This window comes from Streptomyces sp. NPDC093598 (genome assembly GCF_044764825.1).
GTDB lineage: Bacteria > Actinomycetota > Actinomycetes > Streptomycetales > Streptomycetaceae > Streptomyces.
The window spans coordinates 47,973-68,890 of record NZ_JBIWIV010000008.1; the positions used below are offsets into that span (position 1 = coordinate 47,973).

Annotated in this window: 19 protein-coding genes; 12 read left to right on the top strand and 7 right to left on the bottom strand. The window is 71.4% G+C overall.

The features are described from left to right. The first annotated feature begins 67 nt into the window (after nucleotides 1–67). From mce to ACIRDU_RS23400, 7 genes are all read left to right on the top strand, one after another. Nucleotides 68–508, top strand: coding sequence for a methylmalonyl-CoA epimerase (gene mce / locus ACIRDU_RS23370; RefSeq protein WP_142159402.1), 441 nt, complete (start codon nucleotides 68–70; stop codon nucleotides 506–508). Nucleotides 509–741: 233 nt separating this feature from the next. Next, nucleotides 742–4,689, top strand: a complete 3,948-nt coding sequence (gene scy / locus ACIRDU_RS23375; protein WP_403582308.1) for a polarized growth protein Scy — start codon at nucleotides 742–744, stop codon at nucleotides 4,687–4,689. A gap of 183 nt (nucleotides 4,690–4,872) precedes the next feature. After that, a complete protein-coding gene (locus tag ACIRDU_RS23380; RefSeq protein WP_184850054.1) occupies nucleotides 4,873–5,808 on the top strand; it encodes a cellulose-binding protein in 936 nt (311 codons plus the stop codon). Between the two features lie 85 nt (nucleotides 5,809–5,893). Continuing rightward, nucleotides 5,894–6,862, top strand: coding sequence for an ABC transporter ATP-binding protein (locus ACIRDU_RS23385; protein WP_403582311.1), 969 nt, complete (start codon nucleotides 5,894–5,896; stop codon nucleotides 6,860–6,862). Nucleotides 6,863–6,864: 2 nt separating this feature from the next. Then, complete coding sequence (locus ACIRDU_RS23390) at nucleotides 6,865–7,635, top strand: ABC transporter permease (RefSeq protein ID WP_403582313.1); 771 nt, start codon at nucleotides 6,865–6,867, stop codon at nucleotides 7,633–7,635. Between the two features lie 122 nt (nucleotides 7,636–7,757). Next, nucleotides 7,758–9,089: an ATP-binding cassette domain-containing protein gene (locus ACIRDU_RS23395; protein ID WP_403582315.1), complete on the top strand. Its 1,332-nt coding sequence runs from the start codon at nucleotides 7,758–7,760 to the stop codon at nucleotides 9,087–9,089. Continuing rightward, complete coding sequence (locus ACIRDU_RS23400; RefSeq protein ID WP_403582317.1) at nucleotides 9,086–9,967, top strand: ABC transporter permease; 882 nt, start codon at nucleotides 9,086–9,088, stop codon at nucleotides 9,965–9,967. The genes ACIRDU_RS23395 and ACIRDU_RS23400 overlap by 4 nt, the downstream gene beginning before the upstream one ends. A 6-nt stretch (nucleotides 9,968–9,973) precedes the next feature. On the opposite strand, the gene ACIRDU_RS23405 is transcribed toward ACIRDU_RS23400, so the two are convergent. Continuing rightward, complete coding sequence (locus ACIRDU_RS23405; RefSeq protein ID WP_403582319.1) at nucleotides 9,974–10,306, bottom strand: ATP/GTP-binding protein; 333 nt, start codon at nucleotides 10,304–10,306, stop codon at nucleotides 9,974–9,976. A gap of 266 nt (nucleotides 10,307–10,572) precedes the next feature. Here ACIRDU_RS23405 and ACIRDU_RS23410 point away from each other — a divergent pair, with 266 nt between their 5' ends. Continuing rightward, nucleotides 10,573–11,601, top strand: coding sequence for an LLM class flavin-dependent oxidoreductase (locus tag ACIRDU_RS23410; RefSeq protein ID WP_403582321.1), 1,029 nt, complete (start codon nucleotides 10,573–10,575; stop codon nucleotides 11,599–11,601). A gap of 84 nt (nucleotides 11,602–11,685) precedes the next feature. Here the strand turns inward: ACIRDU_RS23410 and ACIRDU_RS23415 are convergent, their stop codons facing one another. After that, nucleotides 11,686–12,078, bottom strand: a complete 393-nt coding sequence (locus ACIRDU_RS23415; RefSeq protein ID WP_030246492.1) for an SCO5389 family protein — start codon at nucleotides 12,076–12,078, stop codon at nucleotides 11,686–11,688. A gap of 252 nt (nucleotides 12,079–12,330) precedes the next feature. Here ACIRDU_RS23415 and nucS point away from each other — a divergent pair, with 252 nt between their 5' ends. After that, nucleotides 12,331–13,002 carry an endonuclease NucS gene (nucS, locus tag ACIRDU_RS23420; protein WP_361929733.1) on the top strand — a complete coding sequence of 224 codons (672 nt, stop codon included), beginning with the start codon at nucleotides 12,331–12,333 and terminating at the stop codon, nucleotides 13,000–13,002. A 66-nt stretch (nucleotides 13,003–13,068) separates the two neighbouring features. On the opposite strand, the gene ACIRDU_RS23425 is transcribed toward nucS, so the two are convergent. The 4 genes from ACIRDU_RS23425 to ACIRDU_RS23440 all read right to left on the bottom strand — a co-directional run bounded on the left by ACIRDU_RS23425 (nucleotide 13,069) and on the right by ACIRDU_RS23440 (nucleotide 17,934). Further along, nucleotides 13,069–15,576 (bottom strand): ATP-binding protein, encoded by a 2,508-nt coding sequence (locus ACIRDU_RS23425; RefSeq protein WP_403582323.1) that lies wholly within the window; start codon nucleotides 15,574–15,576, stop codon nucleotides 13,069–13,071. A gap of 267 nt (nucleotides 15,577–15,843) precedes the next feature. Further along, nucleotides 15,844–16,167, bottom strand: coding sequence for an STAS domain-containing protein (locus ACIRDU_RS23430; protein ID WP_186284954.1), 324 nt, complete (start codon nucleotides 16,165–16,167; stop codon nucleotides 15,844–15,846). Between the two features lie 150 nt (nucleotides 16,168–16,317). Then, the gene (locus ACIRDU_RS23435) at nucleotides 16,318–17,166 is read right to left on the bottom strand and encodes a 3-hydroxyacyl-CoA dehydrogenase family protein (RefSeq protein WP_298563117.1); all 849 of its coding nucleotides are present in this window, start codon (nucleotides 17,164–17,166) and stop codon (nucleotides 16,318–16,320) included. A gap of 126 nt (nucleotides 17,167–17,292) precedes the next feature. Next, nucleotides 17,293–17,934, bottom strand: coding sequence for a TetR/AcrR family transcriptional regulator (locus tag ACIRDU_RS23440; RefSeq protein ID WP_403582325.1), 642 nt, complete (start codon nucleotides 17,932–17,934; stop codon nucleotides 17,293–17,295). A gap of 79 nt (nucleotides 17,935–18,013) precedes the next feature. Between ACIRDU_RS23440 and ACIRDU_RS23445 the strand changes: the two genes are divergently transcribed. Genes ACIRDU_RS23445 through ACIRDU_RS23455 form a run of 3 tightly spaced genes read left to right on the top strand, consistent with a single transcriptional unit; the run spans nucleotide 18,014 to nucleotide 20,175 of the window. Beyond that, on the top strand, nucleotides 18,014–18,796 hold the full coding sequence (locus ACIRDU_RS23445; RefSeq protein ID WP_403582327.1) for an ABC transporter ATP-binding protein: 783 nt from the start codon (nucleotides 18,014–18,016) through the stop codon (nucleotides 18,794–18,796). A 43-nt stretch (nucleotides 18,797–18,839) separates the two neighbouring features. Next, nucleotides 18,840–19,583, top strand: a complete 744-nt coding sequence (locus ACIRDU_RS23450; RefSeq protein WP_403582329.1) for an ABC transporter permease — start codon at nucleotides 18,840–18,842, stop codon at nucleotides 19,581–19,583. A 19-nt stretch (nucleotides 19,584–19,602) separates the two neighbouring features. After that, nucleotides 19,603–20,175, top strand: a complete 573-nt coding sequence (locus ACIRDU_RS23455; protein ID WP_403582331.1) for a cob(I)yrinic acid a,c-diamide adenosyltransferase — start codon at nucleotides 19,603–19,605, stop codon at nucleotides 20,173–20,175. A gap of 54 nt (nucleotides 20,176–20,229) precedes the next feature. Here ACIRDU_RS23455 and ACIRDU_RS23460 read toward each other — a convergent pair whose 3' ends face one another. Then, nucleotides 20,230–20,808 (bottom strand): hypothetical protein, encoded by a 579-nt coding sequence (locus ACIRDU_RS23460; RefSeq protein WP_403582332.1) that lies wholly within the window; start codon nucleotides 20,806–20,808, stop codon nucleotides 20,230–20,232. Between the last annotated feature and the right edge of the window lie 110 nt (nucleotides 20,809–20,918).

The following is a 20,918-nucleotide window of genomic DNA, read 5'->3' on the forward strand; positions in this document are numbered from 1 at the left end:
GTCATCGGGCTGTCGGTGTGATCGCGCGCACGTTGCGTAACCACCTCCGGGGCGCTGCACTGAACTCATGCTGACGCGAATCGACCACATCGGGATCGCCTGTTTCGACCTCGACAAGACCGTCGAGTTCTACCGTGCCACCTATGGCTTCGAGGTGTTCCACTCCGAGGTCAACGAGGAGCAGGGCGTGCGCGAGGCCATGCTCAAGATCAACGATACGTCCGACGGCGGCGCCTCGTACCTCCAGCTCCTGGAGCCGACCCGCGAGGACTCCACCGTCGCGAAATGGCTCGCGAAGAACGGGGAGGGCGTCCACCACATCGCATTCGGTACGGCGGATGTCGACGGGGACGCCGAGGAGATCAAGGGCAAGGGCGTACGCGTGCTGTACGAAGAGCCGCGACGCGGTTCCATGGGGTCACGGATCACCTTCCTGCACCCCAAGGACTGCCATGGCGTACTGACAGAACTGGTCACTTCGGCGCCTGTTGAGTCACCTGAGCACTGACCCTCGTACATAGGGGCCGGTAGGGTTGGGGGCGGTCGCCGCTCAGTCCAGGGTGACCGCGGTCCCGCCGTGCGACGGCAGGACCACCGGGGTCCGGGTTTCGGGGGACGAGCGTCGGGGCAGCAGCCTCTGCTCCGCCGATGATCTGACACCATTCCCCGGGGGCCCCGTTCGGCGGATGGACGGAGCTCGTTCGGAAAGAGTTGCGACCAGGGGACGGATGGGACCGCGCAGTGCGGGGCTACGAGAGCCAGGAGCGAGAGCCGGCGGCTGACGTCGACCACCTCTCTCGGTTCGAAGCCGAGATGAAGCGGCTGAAGACCGAACGGGAAAAGGCGATCCAGCACGCCGAGGACCTCGGCTACCAGGTCGAGGTGCTGCGCGCCAAGCTGCACGAGGCGCGGCGCACCATCATGTCCCGGCCCTCCTTCGAGGGGGGCGACATCGGCTGGCAGGCCGAGCAGTTGCTGCGCAACGCGCAGATGCAGGCCGACCAGATCCGCGCGGACGCCGACCGCGAGCTGAGCGAGGCCCGGGCGCAGACCCAGCGGATCCTCCAGGAGCACGCCGAGCAGGCGGCCCGGCTCCAGGCCGAGCTGCACCAGGAGGCGGTGACGCGCCGCCAGCAGCTGGACCAGGAGCTGGCCGAGCGCCGCCAGACGGTCGAGTCGCACGTCAACGAGAACGTGGCGTGGGCCGAGCAGCTGCGGGCCCGCACCGAGCAGCAGGCCCGCCGGCTGCTGGAGGAGTCCCGCGCCGAGGCCGAGCAGGCCCTGGCCACCGCCCGCGCGGAGGCCGAGCGGCTGACGACGGAGGCCCGGCAGCGGCTGACGGGCGCGGCCGAGGAGGCCCGGGCCGAGGCCGAGCAGATCCTGCGCCGCGCCCGCACGGACGCCGAGCGCCTGCTCAACGCCGCCTCCACGCAGGCCCAGGAGGCCACCGACCACGCCGAGCAGCTGCGCACGTCCACCGTGACGGAGTCGGAGTCCGCGCGCCGCGAGGCCCAGGAGCTGAGCAGGGCCGCCGAGCAGCGGATGGCCGAGGCCGAAGAGGCCCTGCGCAAGGCGCAGACCGAGTCGGAGAAGCTGGTCACGGAGGCCAAGGAGGCCGCCGCCAAGGCCCTGGCGAGCGCCGAGTCCGCGAACGAGACGCGCACGCGCACCGCCAAGGAGCAGGTCGCCCGGCTGGTCGAGGAGGCCACGAAGGAGGCCGAGAACACCAAGTCCGAGGCCGAGCAGCTGGTCGCCGACGCCCGTGCCGAGGCCGAGAAGATCGTCGCGGAGGCCTCCGAGAAGGCCCGCACGCTCACCGCCGAGGAGACCGCGACCCAGCTGTCCAAGGCGGCCAGGACCGCCGAGGAGGTCCTCAACAAAGCGTCGGAGGACGCCAAGAAGACCACGAAGGCCGCGGCCGAGGAGGCCGAGCGGATCCGCTCGGAGGCCGAGGCCGAGGCGGACCGGCTGCGGGCCGAGGCGCACGACATCGCCGAGCAGCTCAAGGGCGCGGCGAAGGACGACACCAAGGAGTACCGCGCCAAGACGGTCGAGCTGCAGGAGGAGGCCCGCCGGCTGCGCGGCGAGGCCGAGCAGCTGCGGGCGGACGCGGTCGACGAGGGCGAGAAGATCCGCGCCGAGGCCCGCAAGGAGGCCGTGGCGCAGATCGAGGAGGCGGCGAAGTCCGCCGAGGAGCTGCTCGCCAAGGCCAAGGCGGACGCGGACGAGCTGCGCACGACGGCCCAGGCGGACAGCGAGAAGGTCCGCACCGAGGCCATCGAGCGGGCGACGACCCTGCGCCGGCAGGCCGAGGAAACCCTCCAGCGCACCCGGCAGGAGGCCGAACGGCACCGCGAGGAGGTCGTCGAGCAGGCCGAGGCGCTCAAGGAGGACGCCGAGCGCGCGGCGCGGGAGCTGCACGAGGAGACCGAGCGGGCCATGGCGGCCCGTCGCGCCGAGGCCGCCGAGGAGCTGACGCGGCTCCAGACGGAGGCGGAGGAGCGGCTGACGGCCGCCGAGCAGGCGCTGTCGGACGCCCGTGAGGAGGCCGCGCGGATCCGCCGCGAGGCCGCCGAGGAGAACGAGCGGCTGCGTGCCGAGGCCGCCGAGCGGATCCGTACGCTCCAGCAGCAGGCCGAGGCGGAGGCCGAACGGCTGCGCGACGAGGCCGCGTCGGACGCGTCCGCTGCGCGTGCCGAGGGCGAGGCCGTCGCCGTACGGCTGCGCTCGGAGGCGGCGAACGAGGCCGAGCGGCTGAAGTCGGAGGCGCAGGAGAGCGCCGACCGGATGCGCGCGGAGGCGCAGGCCGCCGCCGAGCGGCTCGCCGCGGAGGCGTCCGAGACGCTGGCCGCCGCCCAGGAGGAGGCCAACCGGCGCCGCCGCGAGGCCGAGGAACTCCTCGGCAGCGCCCGGCAGGAGGCCGACCAGGAGCGTGAGCGGGCCCGCGAGCAGAGCGAGGAGCTGCTGGCGTCGGCGCGCAAGCGTGTGGAGGAGGCGCAGACCGAGGCCGTACGGCTGGTCGAGGAGGCCGACCGCCGTGCCACGGAGATGGTGTCGGCGGCCGAGCAGCACGCCCAGCAGGTCCGGGACTCCGTCGCGGGGCTGCACGAGCAGGCCCAGGACGAGATCACGGGGCTGCGCTCCGCCGCCGAGCACGCGGCGGACCGTACGCGCCGGGAGGCCCAGGAGGAGGCTGACCGGGTCCGCTCCGACGCCTACGCCGAGCGGGAGCGGGCCGGCGAGGACGCGGGCCGGCTGCGGCGCGAGGCGCACGAGGAGTCCGAGGCCGCCAAGGCGCTCGCCGAGCGGACGATGTCCGAGGCGATCGCGGAGGCGGAGCGGATCCGCGCCGATGTCGCCGAGCACGCCCAGCGGGTGCGCACGGAGGCGTCGGACACGATCGCCGAGGCCGAGCAGAGTGCCTCGCGCACCCGGGCGGACGCCCGGGAGGACGCCAACCGCATCCGGTCGGACGCGGCGACGCAGGCGGACACCCTCATCACCGAGGCCCGCAACGAGGCGGAGCGGCTCACGACGGAGACGGTCCAGGAGACCGACCGGCTGCGGATGGACACGGTCACCGAGGCCGAGCGGGTCCGCACGGAGGCGATCTCCGAGGCCGAGCGGGTCCGGGCCGAGGCGGCCACGGAGGCCGAGCGGGTCCGGGCGGAGTCGGTCGCGAAGGCCGAGCAGCTGGTCGGGGACGCCACCGGCGAGGCGGAGCGGCTGCGGGCCGAGGCCGCCGAGACGGTCGGTTCGGCGCAGCAGCACGCGGAGCGGATCCGCAACGAGGCCCAGCGCGTCAAGTCGGAGGCGGAGGCGGAGGCGGAGCGGCTGGTCAGCTCCGCGCGCGAGGAGGCCGACCGTACGCTGGACGCGGCTCGCAAGGACGCCAACAAGCGGCGTTCCGAGGCGGCCGAGCAGGTCGACAAGCTCATCACGGAGACCACGGCCGAGGCGGACAAGCTGCTGACCGAGGCGCAGCAGCAGGCGCACAAGACCACCGCGGAGGCCGAGTCGCAGGCCGACACGATGGTGGGCGCGGCCCGCACGGAGGCCGACCGGCTGGTGTCCGAGGCGACGGTCGAGGGCAACCTGCTGGTGGAGAAGGCCCGTACGGACGCCGACGAGCTGCTGGTCGGCGCGCGCCGGGACGCCACGCAGATCAGGGAGCGGGCCGAGGAGCTGCGCGACCGCATCACCTCCGAGATCGAGGAGCTGCACGAGCGGGCCCGTCGCGAGTCGGCCGAGACGATGAAGTCGGCGGGCGACCGCTGCGACGCGCTCGTCAAGGCGGCCGAGGAGCAGCTGGCGAAGGCGCAGGCGAAGGCCAAGGAGATCGTCTCGGAGGCCAACTCCGAGGCGGGCAAGGTCCGTATCGCCGCGGTGAAGAAGGCGGAGGGTCTGCTCAAGGAGGCCGAGCAGAAGAAGTCCACGCTGGTCCGGGAGGCCGAGGAGCTCAAGGCCGAGGCGATCCGCGAGGCCAAGCGCACCGTCGAGGAGGGCAAGCGCGAGCTGGAGGTCCTGGTCCGCCGCCGCGAGGACATCAACGCCGAGATCTCCCGTGTCCAGGACGTCCTGGAGGCGTTGGAATCCTTCGAGGCCCCCTCCACGGGCAAGGACAACGGAGTCAAGGCGGGTGCGACGGTCGGCGCACCCCGTTCGGGTGGCAAGTCCTCGGATAGCTAGCCAAACGGGGCGAATCCGGTGTGTGCTGGGGTCTTTGACCAAGTCTTTGGCAAGCGGTCCGGGGGTTAGCCACCCAAAAGGGGTGTCATTTTCCAGATCAAACGCGCATCCGCTCGATGACACACCGTTTCGGCCCCTAGGATTCCACCTATCACCTCACCGGTCTCATTCGACAGGAACCCCATGAGCGACACTTCCCCCTACGGCTTCGAGCTTGTGCGGCGTGGGTACGACCGCGCTCAGGTGGACGAACGTATCTCCAAGCTCGTCTCCGACCGTGACAGCGCTCTCGCCCGCATCACCGCTCTGGAAAAGCGCATCGAAGAGCTCCACCTCGAGACGCAGAACGCCCAGGCCCAGATCACCGACGCCGAGCCGTCGTACGCGGGTCTCGGTGCGCGCGTGGAGAAGATCCTCCGCCTCGCCGAGGAAGAGGCGAAGGACCTGCGCGAGGAGGCCCGGCGCGCCGCGGAGCAGCACCGCGAGCTCGCCGAGTCGGCCGCCCAGCAGGTGCGCAACGACGCCGAGTCGTACTCCGCGGAGCGCAAGGCGAAGGCCGAGGACGAGGGCCTGCGGATCGTCGAGAAGGCCAAGAGTGACGCCGCCCAGCTGCGTTCCGAGGCGCAGAAGGACGCGCAGTCCAAGCGTGAGGAGGCGGACGCCCTCTTCGAGGAGACCCGCGCCAAGGCCGCGCAGGCCGCCGCCGACTTCGAGACGAACCTCGCCAAGCGCCGCGAGCAGTCCGAGCGTGACCTGGCATCCCGTCAGGCCAAGGCCGAGAAGCGCCTCGCCGAGATCGAGCACCGCGCCGAGCAGCTGCGCCTGGAGGCCGAGAAGCTGCGCACGGACGCCGAGCGCCGCGCCCGCCAGACGGTGGAGACGGCCCAGCGTCAGGCCGAGGACATCGTGGCCGACGCCAACGCCAAGGCCGACCGCATCCGTTCGGAATCCGAGCGCGAGCTGGCCGCCCTCACCAACCGCCGCGACAGCATCAACGCCCAGCTGACGAACGTCCGCGAGATGCTCGCGACGCTCACGGGCGCCGCGGTGGCCGCCGCCGGCACGCCGGCCGAGGACGAGCCGATCTCCCGTGGGGTCCCGGCCCAGCAGTCCCGGTAACACCGGGGTATACGGAGTCTGAACCTCCGCAAAGCCCTCTGCCGCTCGGGTGGCAGAGGGCTTTGCCACGCTCTAGCGTGGCGGCATGATTGAGCTCGAGGGGCTGACGAAGCGGTACGGCGAGAAGGTGGCGGTCAACAACCTGTCCTTCACCGTCAGACCGGGCATCGTCACCGGCTTCCTCGGGCCCAACGGCGCCGGCAAGTCCACGACCATGCGGATGATCCTGGGTCTCGACCACCCGACCGCCGGCGACGTCCGTATCGACGGCAAGCACTACCAGCAGCTCAAGGACCCGCTGACGTACATCGGCGCCCTGCTGGAGGCCAAGGCCTGGCACGGCGGACGCACCGCCTACAACCACCTGCTGTGCCTCGCGCACAGCAACGGCATTCCGCGCAGCCGGGTGCGGGAGGTGCTGGAGACGGTCGGGCTGACGGCGGTCGCGAAGAAGAAGACCAAGGGCTTCTCGATGGGCATGGGGCAGCGGCTCGGCATCGCGGCCGCGCTGCTCGGCGACCCGCGGATCCTGATGTTCGACGAGCCGGTCAACGGCCTCGACCCCGAGGGCATCCACTGGATCCGCACCCTGATGAAGTCGCTCGCCGCGCAGGGGCGGACCGTGTTCGTCTCCTCCCACCTGATGAGCGAGATGGCCCTGACGGCCGAGCACCTCGTCGTCATCGGGCAGGGGCGGCTGCTCGCGGACACCTCCATGGCGGACTTCATCGACCGCAACTCACGCTCGTACGTCCGGGTCCGCAGCCCGCAGCGGGAGCGGCTGCTCGACGTGCTGCACCAGGCCGGGATCGTGGCCGTGGAGAGCGGTGAGGGGGTGCTGGAGGTGGACGGCGGCAAGGCCGAGCACATCGGTGAGCTGGCGGCGCAGCACCGGATCACGCTGCACGAGCTGAGCCCGCAACAGGCCTCGCTGGAGGAGGCGTTCATGCAGCTGACGGCGGAGTCGGTGGAGTACCACGCACACAGCGAGACGGGCGCGACGGGCCCCGAGCCGGCGCGGCAGCAGTGGGGCGACGGCTGGAAGAGGGGCTGAGCATGGCGACGACACAGGTCGTACGGTCGGAGTGGACCAAGATCCGGTCGGTGGCGTCCACGGTGTGGACACTCTCGCTGGTGGTGGTCGTGACGGTCGCCCTCGGCATGCTGATCTCGGCCCTGTCGAAGAGCGAGTTCGACTCCATGAACGCGCGGGACCGGGCGGAGTTCGACCCGACGTTCATCAGCTTCGCGGGGATGAGTCTCGGTCAGCTCGCGATGATCGTCTTCGGTGTGCTGGTCGTGTCGAACGAGTACAGCACCGGCATGATCCGCACCTCGCTGGCCGCGGTGCCGCAGCGCGGCTCCTTCCTGTTCAGCAAGATCGCGGTCGCCTCGGCGCTGGCTCTGCTGGTCGGGCTCGTCACCAGCTTCGCCGCCTTCTTCCTGGGGCAGGCGATGCTGGGCTCGCACCGGGCGGAGATCGGCGACCCGGGGGTGCTGCGGGCGGTGTTCGGCGGCGGCCTCTACATGGCGCTGATCGCGATGTTCTCCATGGGCGTCGCCGCGATGCTGCGCTCGCCGATGCTGTCGCTGGGCATCCTGATGCCGTTCTTCTTCCTGATCTCCAACATCCTGGGCAACGTCGACGCGACGAAGAAGGTCGGCCGGTTCCTTCCCGACCAGGCCGGCAGCAAGATCATGCAGGTGGTCACGCCGATCGGCGACGACACTCCGTACGGGCCGTGGGGCGGCCTGGGGATCATGGGGCTGTGGGTGCTCGGGGCACTGATCGGCGGCTATGTGCTGCTGAAGAAGCGCGACGCCTAGAAGAGCAGGCTCGGCCTGACCTTTTACCTCCTCTTGGGCGGAACCGTCAGCGCCTCGATATCCTCCTAACCCTTACGGGGGCGTGTGCCCCGCTGTCCTGAACCTTGCGATGGGTGCGGAGCATGATCGAAGCAGTCGGCCTGACGAAGCGCTACGGCGACAAGACCGCTGTGTACAACCTTTCCTTCCAGGTGCGGCCCGGAGCCGTCACCGGCTTCCTCGGGCCGAACGGCTCGGGCAAGTCGACGACGATGCGGATGATCCTCGGCCTGGACAACCCGACGGCCGGGCATGTGACGATCGGCGGCTTTCCGTACCGCAGGCTGCCCAACGCCGCCCGTCAGGTCGGCGCGCTGCTGGACGCCAAGGCGGTGCACGGCGGCCGCTCCGCCCGCAACCATCTGCTGTCCCTGGCCCAGCTGTCGGGCATCCCGGCCCGGCGGGTGGACGAGGTGCTCGGGGTCGTCGGTCTGCAGGACGTGGCCAAGAAGCGGTCCAAGGGCTTCTCCCTCGGTATGGGACAGCGGCTCGGCATCGCCGCGGCACTGCTCGGCGACCCGCAGGTGCTGCTGTTCGACGAGCCGGTCAACGGCCTCGACCCCGAGGGCATCCTCTGGGTGCGCAACCTGATGAAGGCGCTGGCGGCGGAGGGCCGTACGGTCTTCGTCTCCTCCCACCTGATGAGCGAGATGGCCCTGACCGCCGACCACCTCATCGTGATCGGGCGCGGTCAGCTGCTCGCCGACATGAGCGTGACCGCCTTCATCTCCGCGAACTCCGCGGACTTCGCGCGGGTGCGCACGCCCGACACCGAGCCGCAGCAGCGCGAGAAGCTGTCGGCCGCGCTGACCGAGTCGGGCGGGCACGTGCTGCCCGAGCAGGACGGCGGTCTGCGCGTGACGGGGCTGCCCCTGCCGCGCATCAGCGACATCGCGCACGACCACGGCGTACGGCTGTGGGAGCTGTCACCGCACCAGGCCTCCCTGGAGGAGGCGTACATGCGGATGACGCAGGGCGCCGTCGACTACCGCTCGACGATCGACCAGAAGGAAGGGCTCCAGCAGCCGCTGCCGCCCGGCGCGCAGCCGCCGATGCCGGTGCCCGGGCAGGGCCAGCCGGGCTGGTACGCCCCGCCGCCGCCCCAGCAGGGCGGCCGGCCGTTCCCGGCCCCGCCGCAGGGCGCACCGGGCCAGGCTCCGGCGGGCCCGTACGGCGCCCCGGGGGCTCCCAGCGTCGCTCCGAGCGCCCCTGGCGCTCCCGACGCGGGAACGCCCAACCCGTACGCCCAGCCCGCGCCCCAGGCGCCTCAGGGCACCGCGCAGCCCGCACCGCAGGCCCCCGCGGCCCCCGCCGCCCAGCCGGTCGCCTCGGCCCCCGCGCAGCCCGCCCCGGCGCAGTCGGCGCCCGCCGCCGCCCCGACCTCCGACCTGACCAAGCCCGAGGACGCCCGATGAGCAGCCCCCAGCCCCAGACGCCGCAGGCCGCGCCCGCCTGGCAGGCGGCGCCCGGTTCCGCCCCGTACGCCGGCGGCCCCGGCTACACCTCGCCGATCCCGGTCGTACGCACGCACCTCGGCAACGCCATCGCCTCCGAGTGGACGAAGATCAGGTCGGTGCGCTCCACGATGTGGACCCTCGGCGTGTTCGTCCTGCTCGTCGTCGGCATCGGTCTGCTGACCGGCATCGTCGTGGCGAACTCCGATCCGGCCCTGGACGGGGAGAGTCCGCTCGGCTTGGGCTTCTTCGGCCTGCTGCTGGGCAGCATGTGCATCATCACTCTGGGCGTGCTGACCACGGCCTCGGAGTACGGCACCGGCATGATCCGCACCACGATGGTCGCGTGCCCGAGCCGTGGCCGGGTCCTGGCGGCGAAGGCCATGGTGTTCTTCCTGGTGGCCTTCGTGGTGACGCTCGTGTCCGTGTCCCTCGTGGCCTTCCTGCACGTGGCCATGCTGGAGAGCGACGGCGCCACGTCCCCCTCCGGCGGCGAGTGGCTGAAGGGCACGGTCGGCGTCGCGTTGTACGTCGCCCTGCTGGGCCTGCTCTCGCTGGCGGTCGGCTCGATCATCCGGCACTCGGCGGGTGCCATCACCCTCATGGTCGGTGCCGTGCTCGCCCCGCTCGTGATCGCGCTGTTCATGTTCTCGGCTTCGCTGGAGGCCGTGCGTGACGCCCTGTTCGAGTACTCGATTCCCAGCCAGCTCGGCGTCTTCTACTCCGCCTCCCTCAGCCAGTCCGGCCCGTCCGGCTGGGACCCGCTGTGGATCATCCTCGGCGTCACGGCGGCCGCGTTCGCCGGCGCCTTCGCGCTGCTGGAGAAGCGGGACGTCTGAGTCCGCTCAGAACTTCGGCGCGTTACGGGACCGCTGCACCCCCGGGGTGCGGCGGTCCCGCGCGTTCCAGCAGGCCTTGTGCCAGTGCCGGCGGTCGTCGACGCCCGTGTGCTCCGCCCAGGCCACCACGTGCGGCACCCCGTCCGGGATCATCTGGTCGCAGCCGGGGCAGCGGTACGACTTGCCCTGCGCGCTCGCGCCGGCCACATGCCGAACGCTCCAGTTCTCGCCCTGCCAGTTCGCCGAGGACTGCCAGCCGCCGTAGCGGCCGGGGCGGTCGTCCTCGACGCTCCGGCCGAACGAAGCAGCGCCCTTGGGTCGGTTGCGACGCGGGGACACGGGACACCTCTCGGGGCTATACAGGAAGCTGGGGCCGCGTCCAGCCTACGCGGCGCGCACGAGGGTAGGCGTACGGCACCAATCGCCATAAGTCCCTCGCGGGCGCGGTGGGCTCACCCCGGGTGCCCTTCCCCAGGGCTCCCGGCGGAACGCCCCATTCTGCAGACAATCCGCAAAATACTCCGGCCGGCCGTGTCCTCGGCACGTGTCAGACGGTTATGCCCTGTGGGGGAGCTCCCTGTCGGAGCCAAGGAAGCAGGAAAGCAATGCGCGTTGGAAGTTTCGTGTTGGCGGCCCAGTTCCCCGGTCAGGGCGAGGGAGAGGCGCTGCACCGCGCGGTTCGCTCGGCCGAGGTGGCCGAGGAGTCCGGGCTCGACACGGTATGGCTGGCCGAGCACCACTTCGTGCCGTACGGCACGTGCCCGTCGGCCATCACCCTGGCCGCCTTGCTGCTGGGTCGCACCCGTCGGATCCGGGTGGGTACGGCGGTCAGTGTGCTCCCCACCGTCCACCCCGTGGCCCTCGGCGAACAGGCGGCGCTGCTGCACCACACGAGCGGCGGCCGTTTCACGCTCGGCGTCGGGCGCGGCGGCCCGTGGGTGGATCTGGAGGTGTTCGGCGCGGGCCTGGAGGCGTACGAGAAGGGGTTCCCGGAGTCACTGGAGCTTCTGGTGCGGTGGCTGCGCGAGTCGTCCGTGGCGGCCGACGGGGAGCGCTTCCGCTTCCGTGAAGTCCCGGTGGTGCCGCGGCCGTCGGAGGCCCTGACGGAGGTCCCGGGGCCCGAGATCGTCGTCGCCTGCACCTCGCCGGCGAGCGTGCGGCTGGCCGCCGAGCGGGGTCTGTCGATGCTCCTCGGGATGCATGTGGGGGACGAGGAGAAGGCCGAGATGGTCGCGTTGTGGCGGCAGCACGCGCGGGCGTGCGGTCGCTCCGCGGAGGAGATCCATGGCGCGTCCCATGTGTCGGCCGGTGTCTGCCAGATCGCGGACCGGCGGGTCGACGCGGCGGAGACGCTGATGAAGGCGATGCCGGGCTGGCTGAAGCAGGGCCTGGAGGCGCATGTCACGGTCGACGGGCGCACACGCCGGATGCGCGACCCGCTGGCGTACACCGAACTGCTCTGCGGGCTGCACCCGGTGGGCACCCCGCGGCTGTGCGCCGACCGGCTCGCGGCGACCAGCGAGCGGACGGGCATCTCTCGCTTCGCGCTGCTCGTCGAGGGCTCCGGGGACTTCGCGGCGACCGAGGAGAACGTGCGGCGGCTGGGCGCCGAGGTGCTCCCCCAACTCGTCTGAGAGCGGAGTGCATTCCTGGGGGCTTGCCGCTCCGGTACAGAACTGCACCTCCCGCGTACGGAGCGGCAAGCAAGCGGCGCCGCGTCAGCAGTCCCGGAACTCGGGCGACTGGTTCAGCACCTGACTGCGGACCGAGGTGAAGCGGCCCAGCTTCTCGTCGACCGAGGAGTCAAGCGGGAACACGGCCACCCGGTGGCAGTTCTGGAAAGCCAGGCGCACACCGAAGTGCCGTTGCAGCGCGCCGCGTATCGCGTCACTCGCAAGCGCACGCAGCAGCTGGCCGCGTGCCTGCTCGTCCGGCGGGGGCGTCTGGTTGTCGGCGAACGCACCGCCGTCCACCTTCAGCTGGGCCACCAGGGAGCTGATCATCTCCCACGCATACGGCAGGGAGGTCCGGACGCAGTCGACGAATTCCGCTTCGTCGACCTCGCCTCGCTCGGCCTGTTCGAGTAGGGCCGGTGAGACGTCGAGCGACATGAGTTCTCCTCTCGCACCCCCAACGAGCAGGGGTTGCCTGACAGATAAGGGAGTTCGCGACACCGGACACGCTGCGTACACGCATCGCGACCTCCCGTTCATACGGTAAGCAACGGACGGTGACGGCACCAGGAAAATGCGCAGATGAGGCACTCCCGCTGGACACACCATGCACACAATCGGCCATTACCGAACACGTGTTTTCCAGGGCGAATCGCGTGGACAGGTGCCCGTCGAGTAGCGTTGCCGACCATGCGTCTCGTCATTGCCCGCTGCTCCGTGGACTACGCCGGGCGGCTCACCGCCCACCTTCCCTCGGCCCCGCGCCTGATCCTGGTGAAGGCGGACGGCAGCGTCTCGATCCACGCCGACGACCGGGCCTACAAGCCCCTGAACTGGATGTCGCCGCCCTGCACGCTGAAGGAGGGCACCGGCGAGGAAGAAGGCGTCTGGACCGTCGTCAACAAGGCGGGCGAGAAGCTCATCATCACGATGGAGGAAGTCCTCCACGACTCCTCGCACGAACTGGGCGTCGACCCGGGCCTGATCAAGGACGGCGTGGAAGCACACCTCCAGGAGCTGCTCGCCGACCGCATCGAGACACTCGGCGAGGGCTACACACTGATCCGCCGCGAGTACCCGACGGCCATCGGGCCGGTCGACATCCTGTGCCGGGACGCCGACGGCAAGACGGTCGCGGTGGAGATCAAGCGGCGCGGTGAGATCGACGGCGTGGAGCAGCTGACGCGCTATCTGGAACTGCTGAACCGCGATCCCCGTCTCGCCCCGGTACGCGGCGTCTTCGCCGCCCAGGAGATCAAGCCGCAGGCCCGCGTCCTCGCCACGGACCGCGGCATCGGCTGCCAGGTCCTCGACTACGACGCGCTGCGGGGCATCGAGGACGACAAGCTGCGGCTGTTCTGACAGCCCGTACGACGACGAACAGGGCCGGGTCCGCGGAACGGACCCGGCCCTGTCATGTGCCGGGTGTCAGATCACCGTCTCCGAACCGCTCGGCGTGCCCGTGGTGCTCTGCGAGGCGCTCGCCGTGGTGCTGGTGGGAGCGCTCGGCGCCGGGCCGCTGGCCGAGTCGGAGGTGGACGGACTGGTCGTCGGCGGCGCGGAGGTGGGCGGCTCGGAGGTGGGCGGTTGCGAGGTCGGCGGCTCGGACGTCGGCGGCTTGGACGTCGCGGGGGGCTTGGACGTCGCGGGCGGCTTGGACGTCGCGGGCGGCTTGGACGTGGCCGGCGGCTTCGAGGACGACGGCGGCTTCGACGGCGACGCGGAATCGCTCGGGTCCTGCGAACCGCTCGGGGAGCCCGTCGGCGTCGGGTCGTCCGACGTGCCGAGGGTGCCGTCCGGGCCCGGGTCCGTCGGGCGGCTGGTCACCGCGCCGGTGTCGTCGCCGCCGTCGTTCGCCGGCCGGTCGGCACCCAGGCTGCCGTCGTTGACGCCCTGGCTGGCGGACGGGTTGACGCCGACCTGGTCGGACGGCGGGTTCTGCTTGTTGTCGGAGGTGGCGCCCAGCGTCACGACCGTGCCCAGGACGGCGACGAGCAGGGCACCCGAACCGGCGGCCACGAGGTTGCGCCGGGCCAGGCCCTTGAGACCGCCACGGGCGGCTCGCGAGGGCGCGGGCGAGCTGCGGTGGGTGACCAGGGCCGGGGAGGGCGGCTGCTGGAGCGTCGGGAAGGCCGCCGGAACACCACCGGGCGGGGACGCCGACTCCTCGCCACGGGCGTCGGGCACCTCCTCCCCCGCGGTCGGTCCGAGCCCGATCGGTGTGCCCGAGCGGTCGGCGACCAGGGCGAGCGCGCGGCGGCCGGCGACCGTGCCGCGCTTGTCGGCGAGGGCGCCGCGCAGGCCGATGGAGGCCTCCAGTTCGGCGCGGGCCCGGTCGAGCTGCCCACCGCACAGGGCGAGGACACCGAGCTCGTGATGGAAGTAGGCCTCTTCGGCGACGTCCCCGGCGAGCCGGGCGGCCTCGGCGCCGGCCCGGAGGGCCCGCTCCCAGGCGCTCCAGTGCAGTCCGGCGGCGAGCGCGGGGGCGGCGGTGCGGGCCAGGTGCACGGCCGCGCTCTCCTCGCCCTCGGCGGGCGGGCGGGTGGCCGGTCCGAGGACGGTCAGGGCGGCGAGGACCGCGTCGGCCTCCGCGCACACGCGCTCCGGGGTGACCGAGGGGTGCCCGGCCCACCAGGAGTAGTGCTGGGCGGCGCTGCGGGCGCCGGCCTCGGCCTCGTCGGCGTACCCGGCGGCCTCCAGCTGGGCGGGCACGCCGGCCGCGAGGCGGTAGCGGGAGCCGACCGGGGAGACCAGGCCGCAGGCGGCCAGTTCGCCGAGCGCCGCGTCCGCGTGGGTGTCGCCGACCAGGGCGGGCAGATGCGCCTGGTGGGGGATCTCGCCGCCGAGGGCGAGGGCGAACCGCAGGGTGGCGCGGGCGGAGGCGCTCAGCCGGGAGGCGAGCAGCGGCGCGGGTGCGGCGGCCTCGCCGAGCGCGGGCAGTGGCACATCGTCACCGAGGTCGTAGGCCTCGGCGGTGCCGGCCGGGGGCGCGTCCTCGAAGACGCCGAACTCGTCGACGGCACCGGTGCCGGCGCGCAGCCGGTCGCGCTGCCGCAGCAGGGCGCCGGCCTGCACGAAGCGCAGCGGCAGACCTTCGGACTCGAACCAGAGGTCGCCCGCCCAGTTGGACTCGTCCTCGGTGAGGGTCCGGCCGACGGCGTGCTCCAGCAGGTCGAGCCCGGCCGCGCGCTCCAGCCCGCCGAGGAGGACCTCCTCGACGCCGGCGCCCGGGGAGGGCGCCGGCACGTCCGGCGTGGCGCCGAGCAGGAAGGCGCACTCGGGGGTCGCCTCCAGCAGCTCGTCGAGCGCCGCACCGCCGAACTCCAGGTCGTCGAGGACGACGACCGCGCCGATGTCACGGACGTACGTGAGCACTTCGTCCCGGTCCGGGCGGTGCAGGGGGGCGTTGTACACCGCGTGGAACAGGTCGTACAGCAGGTCGCCGGAGGTGCGCCCGAAGCCGTTCAGACGGACGACGCCGTCGGGGGCGAGGTCGGAGCAGTCCTCGGCGACGAGGTCGAGCAGGCGGGTGCGGCCGGAGCCGGCCGGGCCGGTGAGGCGGGTGGAGCGGCCGCGGGCGAGCAGGCGCACCAGGCGCTCGCGTTCGTCCTGCCGGGCCAGCAACGGCAGGGCGGGCCGCGCGGGGCCGGGCGGAACGGGCGGGCGGGCCGCGCGGTCGGCCTCGGCGCGCTCGGCCGCGGTGAGCTTCACGGGCCGGGCGGGCCGTTCGGCGGGCGGGCAGACCTCTATCTCGCTGCCGTCGACGGGGTTGACGGTCAGCAGGAAGTCACCGGAGACGAGCTGCACCGTGCGGGCGAGGGCCGGCGCGTGCTGCGCGAAGTCGGGTGTGAGGGATTCCCTGGGAGGGCGCTGGCGCGGCGCGGGGCCGTCACCGTCATGGCCGTACTCCTCGGGTCCCTGGTTGTCAGGATCCATAGGTCAAGCCCCCCAAAAGCGTCTGTGTGCTTGGAAAAGCCCCTCCCGGCCTTGCTGCACACCGCGCTGTCGCTTCTGGTCCGGTCCCGCTCGAAGGGTGTCAAGGCAGCGGGCAGCCGAACCCTAAACCTTCGCACAGTATCTACGACAGTCCGGGGTACCGCGCCGTCCGTAACGTCACGGTCTCGTGAGGATTGTGCGCGTCGCACGATTCGACGACGTGCGTCCGGGTCTCCCCGGTCGCCCGGCTCACACCCGTACGAGGCGTCACACGCGGGGAAGTGACTCCACCCCGATGCCCCCCTCGATCGCCAGGATCCGGTGCAGGCGGGTGGCCACCAGCAGGCGCTGCATCTGCGGCGGTACACCGCGCAGCACCAGGCGCCGGCCGCAGCGGCCGGCCCGCCGGTGGGCCCCCATGATCACGCCCAGTCCGGTGGCGTCCCAGGAGTCCAGTTCGGACAGGTCCAGCACCAGGTCGCCGACTCCGTCGTCGACGGCCGAGTGCAGGACCGTACGGGCGTCCGCCGCGCTCCGGACGTCGAGGCGGCCCCCGACGACCAGCTCGGCATGGTCGCCCCTGATGTGCATATGCGCTCCCCGTGCGTGCGAATCGTGCTCCGCGTTCTGATGTGGGTGATGCAACCTCTGACTGTGTGGAGGACTCAGAGGTTGCTTCTTGTAAGCGAACCGATACCGAATTCACCCCGGCGTGTGATGGGCCCCGGGGCATGTGCGGTTTCAGTGCTTGTAGAAGCCCTGCCCGCTCTTGCGTCCGATGTCACCGGCGTCAACCATCCGGCGCATCGACTCGGGAGCCGCGAACTTCTCGTCCTGGGACTCGGTGTAGATGTTGTTGGTGGCGTGCAGCAGGATGTCCACGCCCGTCAGGTCCGCCGTCGCCAGCGGGCCCATGGCGTGACCGAAGCCCAGCTTGCAGGCCAGGTCGATGTCCTCGGCGCTGGCCACGCCCGACTCCTGAAGCTTCGCGGCCTCGACGACCAGGGCGCAGATGAGACGGGTCGTCACGAAGCCGGCGACGTCGCGGTTGACGACGATGCAGGTCTTGCCGACCGACTCGGCGAACTCCCGGGCGGTGGCGAGGGTTTCGTCGCTGGTCTTGTAGCCGCGGACCAGTTCGCACAGCTGCATCATCGGCACCGGCGAGAAGAAGTGCGTGCCGACGACCCGCTCCGGGCGCTCCGTCGCCGCCGCGATCTTGGTGATCGGGATGGCGGAGGTGTTGGAGGCGAGGATCGCCTCGTCCTTCACGATCTTGTCGAGCGCGCGGAAGATCTCGTGCTTGACCTCTAGCTTCTCGAACACGGCCTCGACGACCACGTCCGCGTCGGCCGCGGCGTCCAGGTCGGTGGTCGCGGTGATACGGGCCAGGGCGGCGTCGGCGTCGTGCGCCTCCAGCTTGCCCTTGGCGACGAACTTGTCGTACGACGCCTTGATGCCGTCGGTGCCGCGCGTCAGTGCCTCGTCGGTGACGTCACGCAGGACCACCTCCCAGCCCGCCTGAGCGGAGACCTGGGCGATGCCGGCTCCCATGAGGCCGGCTCCGATGACGGCGAGCTTCCGTGCCACTGTGCGACTCCCCTGACGCGCTGCTTATGTCTGCCTCTCGGGCGGACACTAGCGCTCGTGAGGGGCTGTGTGACCAGTAAGTAATGCGCGTCACGTCTCACATGACGGACATCACACCGACGTGGGTCATGCGGCGCCTCGTACGGCGTAGTTGAGCACCTTCTCGCTCAACAGCTCCTCGATGTCGTCGAGAACGACGAGCATCTCCCGTGACACTTCGTCCGGGTTGCGCCCCTTGACCATCTCGCGGCCGATCGCGACGAAGACGGTGCCGTGGACCCAGCAGATCTGACCGGCGATCAGCGCGGGCAGCGGGTCGCCGGCAGGGGCGCCGGTCTCCTCGCGCAGGGTCGCCTCCAGGTTGCCCTGGAGCTCCTGCTGCATGCTCCACAGCCGGGAGCGCAGCGGCGGCGCCTCTTCGATGCAGCGCATGAAGCGGTCGTAGCCCTCGATGAGTCCGATGCGGGGCGAGACGGCCTCGATCTCGGCGCGCAGCTCGCGCAGCACCGCCCGGGTGGCCGACTCCCCCGCGTCCCGGCCGCGCACCCAGCGGGAGAGCCGGTCGACGACGCCCTGGGAGCGGTCGAAGAAGAGGTCCTCTTTGGCCGGGAAGTAGTTGTAGACGGTGTTCACGGAGACGTCGGCCGCCTCCGCCACGTCCGCGATCGTCACCGTCACGAACCCGCGCTCCAGGAACAGCCCGGTGGCGATGTCCGAGATGCGCTGCCTCGTCTCGCGCTTCTTCCGTTCCCTGAGCCCCTCAGCCATGTCCGAATCCTAACTTCCCTGGAGGCCCCCAAAACTTGGAGTCATTGCAAACTTTAAGAGACTCTGTTTTTCTGGGGGCATGGCAATCATCAGCACGGCCGGACTGGCCCGTACCTTCCTGACCAAGGGCGGCCCCGTGGAGGCCGTGCGCTCCATCGACCTGACCGTCCGCGAGGGCGAGATCCTCGGCTTCCTCGGCCCGAACGGCGCGGGCAAGACGACGACCCTCCGGATGCTGACGACTCTGCTGAAGCCGACCGGCGGTGCCGCCACCGTCGCGGGGTGCGACCTGGCGACCGACGCGGCCGGGGTGCGGCGGGCCTGCGGTTACGTCGCGCAGTCCGGCGGGGTCGATCCGCAGATCAGCGTGCGGGAGGAGCTGATCACCCAGGGCCGCCTGTACCGGCTGACCAGGGCACAGGCGGCCGGGCGCGCCGAGGAACTGGCACGCGACATGGCCCTCACCGGGCTCCTCGACCGCACGTGCGGCGCGCTCTCCGGCGGGCAGCGCCGCCGGCTGGACATCGCGATGGCGCTCACCCACCGCCCGAAGGTGCTCTTCCTGGACGAGCCGACGACCGGCCTCGACCCGGGCAGCCGCGCCGATCTGTGGGACCTGGTGCGCCGGCTGCGCGACGAGCACGGCACGACGGTGTTCCTGACCACGCACTACCTCGACGAGGCCGACGCGCTCTCCGACCGGCTCGTCGTCGTCGACCACGGCATGGTCGTCGCCGAGGGCACTCCGGCCGCCCTGAAGCTGCGGTACGGCGGCTCGCTCGACGCCTCGCTCCAGGACACGTTCCTCGCCATCACCGGCCGCAACGCCGCACCGGCCGGCCAGGCCCCCGTCGCCGTATAGGCCCCACGGACTCACAGGACCAGGAACAGGACCAGGACCCACGATGCTGCTGCACGACACCGCCCTCGTCTACGGGCGCTACCTCCGGCAATCCCTCCGCTCGCGCTTCGCGCTGCTCTTCGGGGTGCTCATGCCGCTGCTGTACCTGCTGTTCTTCGGCCCCCTGCTCACGGATCTCCCGCTCGGCGGGCAAGGCAGCTCCTGGCAGGTGCTCGTCCCCGGGCTGCTGCTCCAACTCGGCCTGTTCGGGGCGTCGTTCGCGGGCTTCTCGATCATCATCGAAAAGGGGCACGGCGTGGTCGAGCGCATGCGCGTCACCCCTGTCAGCCGGCTGGCCCTGCTGCTCGGCCGGGTGCTGCGGGACGCCACGGTGTTCGTCTTCCAGGCCGTGCTGCTGGTGCTGGCGGCGGTGGTGATGGGCCTGCGGGCACCCCTCGCCGGCGTCCTGGTCGGCTTCGTCTTCGTCGCGCTGCTCACGGTCTCGCTGGCCGCCCTGTCGTACGCGCTGGCGATGAGAATGGACACCCCGCAGAGCTTCGGCCCGGCGATCAACGCGCTGACCATGCCGTCGATGCTGCTCTCCGGCCTGATGCTGCCGATGACGCTGGGCCCGGCCTGGCTGGACGTCCTGTCGCACCTCATGCCGTTCCGCTATCTGGTGGACGCGGTGCGGGACGCGTACGTCGGCAGTTACGCGACACCCCACATGCTCTACGGCGCGCTGGTGGCCGTCGCCCTCACGGCGCTGTCCGTGACAGTGGGCACACGCGTGTTCCGAACCGCCTGAGCCTAACTACGCTGGCCCCATGGTCAATCTGACGCGCATCTACACCAGGACCGGCGACCAGGGCAGCACCGCCCTCGGCGACATGAGCCGGGTCGCCAAGACCGACCTGCGGATCTCCGCGTACGCCGACGCCAACGAGGCGAACGCGGTGATCGGCACGGCGATCGCACTGGGCGGTCTGGACGAGGAGATCGTCACGGTCCTCACCCGCGTGCAGAACGACCTGTTCGACGTGGGTGCGGACCTGTCGACGCCGGTGGTGGGGAACCCGGAGTTCCCGCCCCTGCGGGTCGAGCAGTTCTACATCGACAAGCTGGAGGCGGACTGCGACCGCTTCAACGAGCAGCTCGAGAAGCTCCGCTCCTTCATCCTCCCCGGCGGTACCCCGGGCGCGGCCCTGCTCCACCAGGCCTGCACGGTCGTACGCCGGGCGGAGCGCTCGACCTGGGCGGCTCTGGAGGTGCACGGCGAGGTGATGAACCCGCTGACGGCGACCTACCTCAACCGCCTCTCCGACCTGCTGTTCATCCTCGCGAGGACGGCGAACAAGGAGGTCGGAGACGTGCTGTGGGTCCCGGGCGGGGAGCGCTGAAGCGCTGCTGACAGGGGCGCGGGGAACTGCGCGACCAGCCACGACGCACGGGCATCAGCGACGCAGCCGCTCCTTCTCGAGCAGCCCCTCAGGCTCCCCCACAGGGGCCTTCCGTGGCCAGATCCAGTAACTCAGCGCGACCAGTCCGTGGATCCCGGCCGTACGCCAGGCCGTATAGCGCCAGCTCTCCAGGGAGGTCACGCGGCTCGGGTCGTCCACGTACCAGATCGCGAGCTGGAGGAGCACGGTCGCGACGACGGCGCCCACCAGCGTGCCCAGCCAGACCTTGCCCTCGTGGCGCGCCCGGGGCGTGCCGTAGCGCGGTGGGCCGATCGGCTTCGGGGCCCCGCCCAGCCGGTGGGCGGCGTGGCCGTCGAGCCACTTCACCGTGCGGTGGCCGTGCCCGACGGTGTAGCCGATGTACAGCGCGGCCAGCCCGTGCGTCCAGTTCGGCTCGGCACCGTTCTTCAGGTCCAGTGCGGTGGCGACCAGCAGCACGACCTCCAGCAGCGGCTCGCACAGCAGCAGGCCCAGCCCCAGACGTGGCATGCGCATCAGGTAGCGGGCGCTCAGCCCGGCCGCCAGCAGCACCCAGAAGCCGATCTCACAGGCGGCGATCAAGGCGACGATCACGGTTCGCTCCTCTCGGTCACCCTTCCAGGCTCCCGGGCGGTTCGGCCGGAATCGTCGTCGCGACTGACGAACCCGCGCTACATCGAAAGATGCAGCCCGGGACCCTTCGC

What these genes read in the sequence shown, in the direction of transcription:
- mce (WP_142159402.1), top strand. Translation starts at nt 68, where the DNA reads ATGCTGACGCGAATCGACCACATCGGGATCGCCTGTTTCGACCTCGAC.
- ACIRDU_RS23415 (WP_030246492.1), bottom strand. Translation starts at nt 12,078, where the DNA reads ATGTCGCTCGACGTCTCACCGGCCCTACTCGAACAGGCCGAGCGAGGC.
- ACIRDU_RS23455 (WP_403582331.1), top strand. Translation starts at nt 19,603, where the DNA reads ATGGTCAATCTGACGCGCATCTACACCAGGACCGGCGACCAGGGCAGC.
- ACIRDU_RS23380 (WP_184850054.1), top strand. Translation starts at nt 4,873, where the DNA reads ATGAGCGACACTTCCCCCTACGGCTTCGAGCTTGTGCGGCGTGGGTAC.
- ACIRDU_RS23425 (WP_403582323.1), bottom strand. Translation starts at nt 15,576, where the DNA reads ATGGATCCTGACAACCAGGGACCCGAGGAGTACGGCCATGACGGTGAC.
- ACIRDU_RS23450 (WP_403582329.1), top strand. Translation starts at nt 18,840, where the DNA reads ATGCTGCTGCACGACACCGCCCTCGTCTACGGGCGCTACCTCCGGCAA.
- ACIRDU_RS23390 (WP_403582313.1), top strand. Translation starts at nt 6,865, where the DNA reads ATGGCGACGACACAGGTCGTACGGTCGGAGTGGACCAAGATCCGGTCG.
- ACIRDU_RS23395 (WP_403582315.1), top strand. Translation starts at nt 7,758, where the DNA reads ATGATCGAAGCAGTCGGCCTGACGAAGCGCTACGGCGACAAGACCGCT.
- ACIRDU_RS23410 (WP_403582321.1), top strand. Translation starts at nt 10,573, where the DNA reads ATGCGCGTTGGAAGTTTCGTGTTGGCGGCCCAGTTCCCCGGTCAGGGC.
- nucS (WP_361929733.1), top strand. Translation starts at nt 12,331, where the DNA reads ATGCGTCTCGTCATTGCCCGCTGCTCCGTGGACTACGCCGGGCGGCTC.
- ACIRDU_RS23430 (WP_186284954.1), bottom strand. Translation starts at nt 16,167, where the DNA reads ATGCACATCAGGGGCGACCATGCCGAGCTGGTCGTCGGGGGCCGCCTC.
- ACIRDU_RS23445 (WP_403582327.1), top strand. Translation starts at nt 18,014, where the DNA reads ATGGCAATCATCAGCACGGCCGGACTGGCCCGTACCTTCCTGACCAAG.
- ACIRDU_RS23385 (WP_403582311.1), top strand. Translation starts at nt 5,894, where the DNA reads ATGATTGAGCTCGAGGGGCTGACGAAGCGGTACGGCGAGAAGGTGGCG.
- ACIRDU_RS23440 (WP_403582325.1), bottom strand. Translation starts at nt 17,934, where the DNA reads ATGGCTGAGGGGCTCAGGGAACGGAAGAAGCGCGAGACGAGGCAGCGC.
- ACIRDU_RS23400 (WP_403582317.1), top strand. Translation starts at nt 9,086, where the DNA reads ATGAGCAGCCCCCAGCCCCAGACGCCGCAGGCCGCGCCCGCCTGGCAG.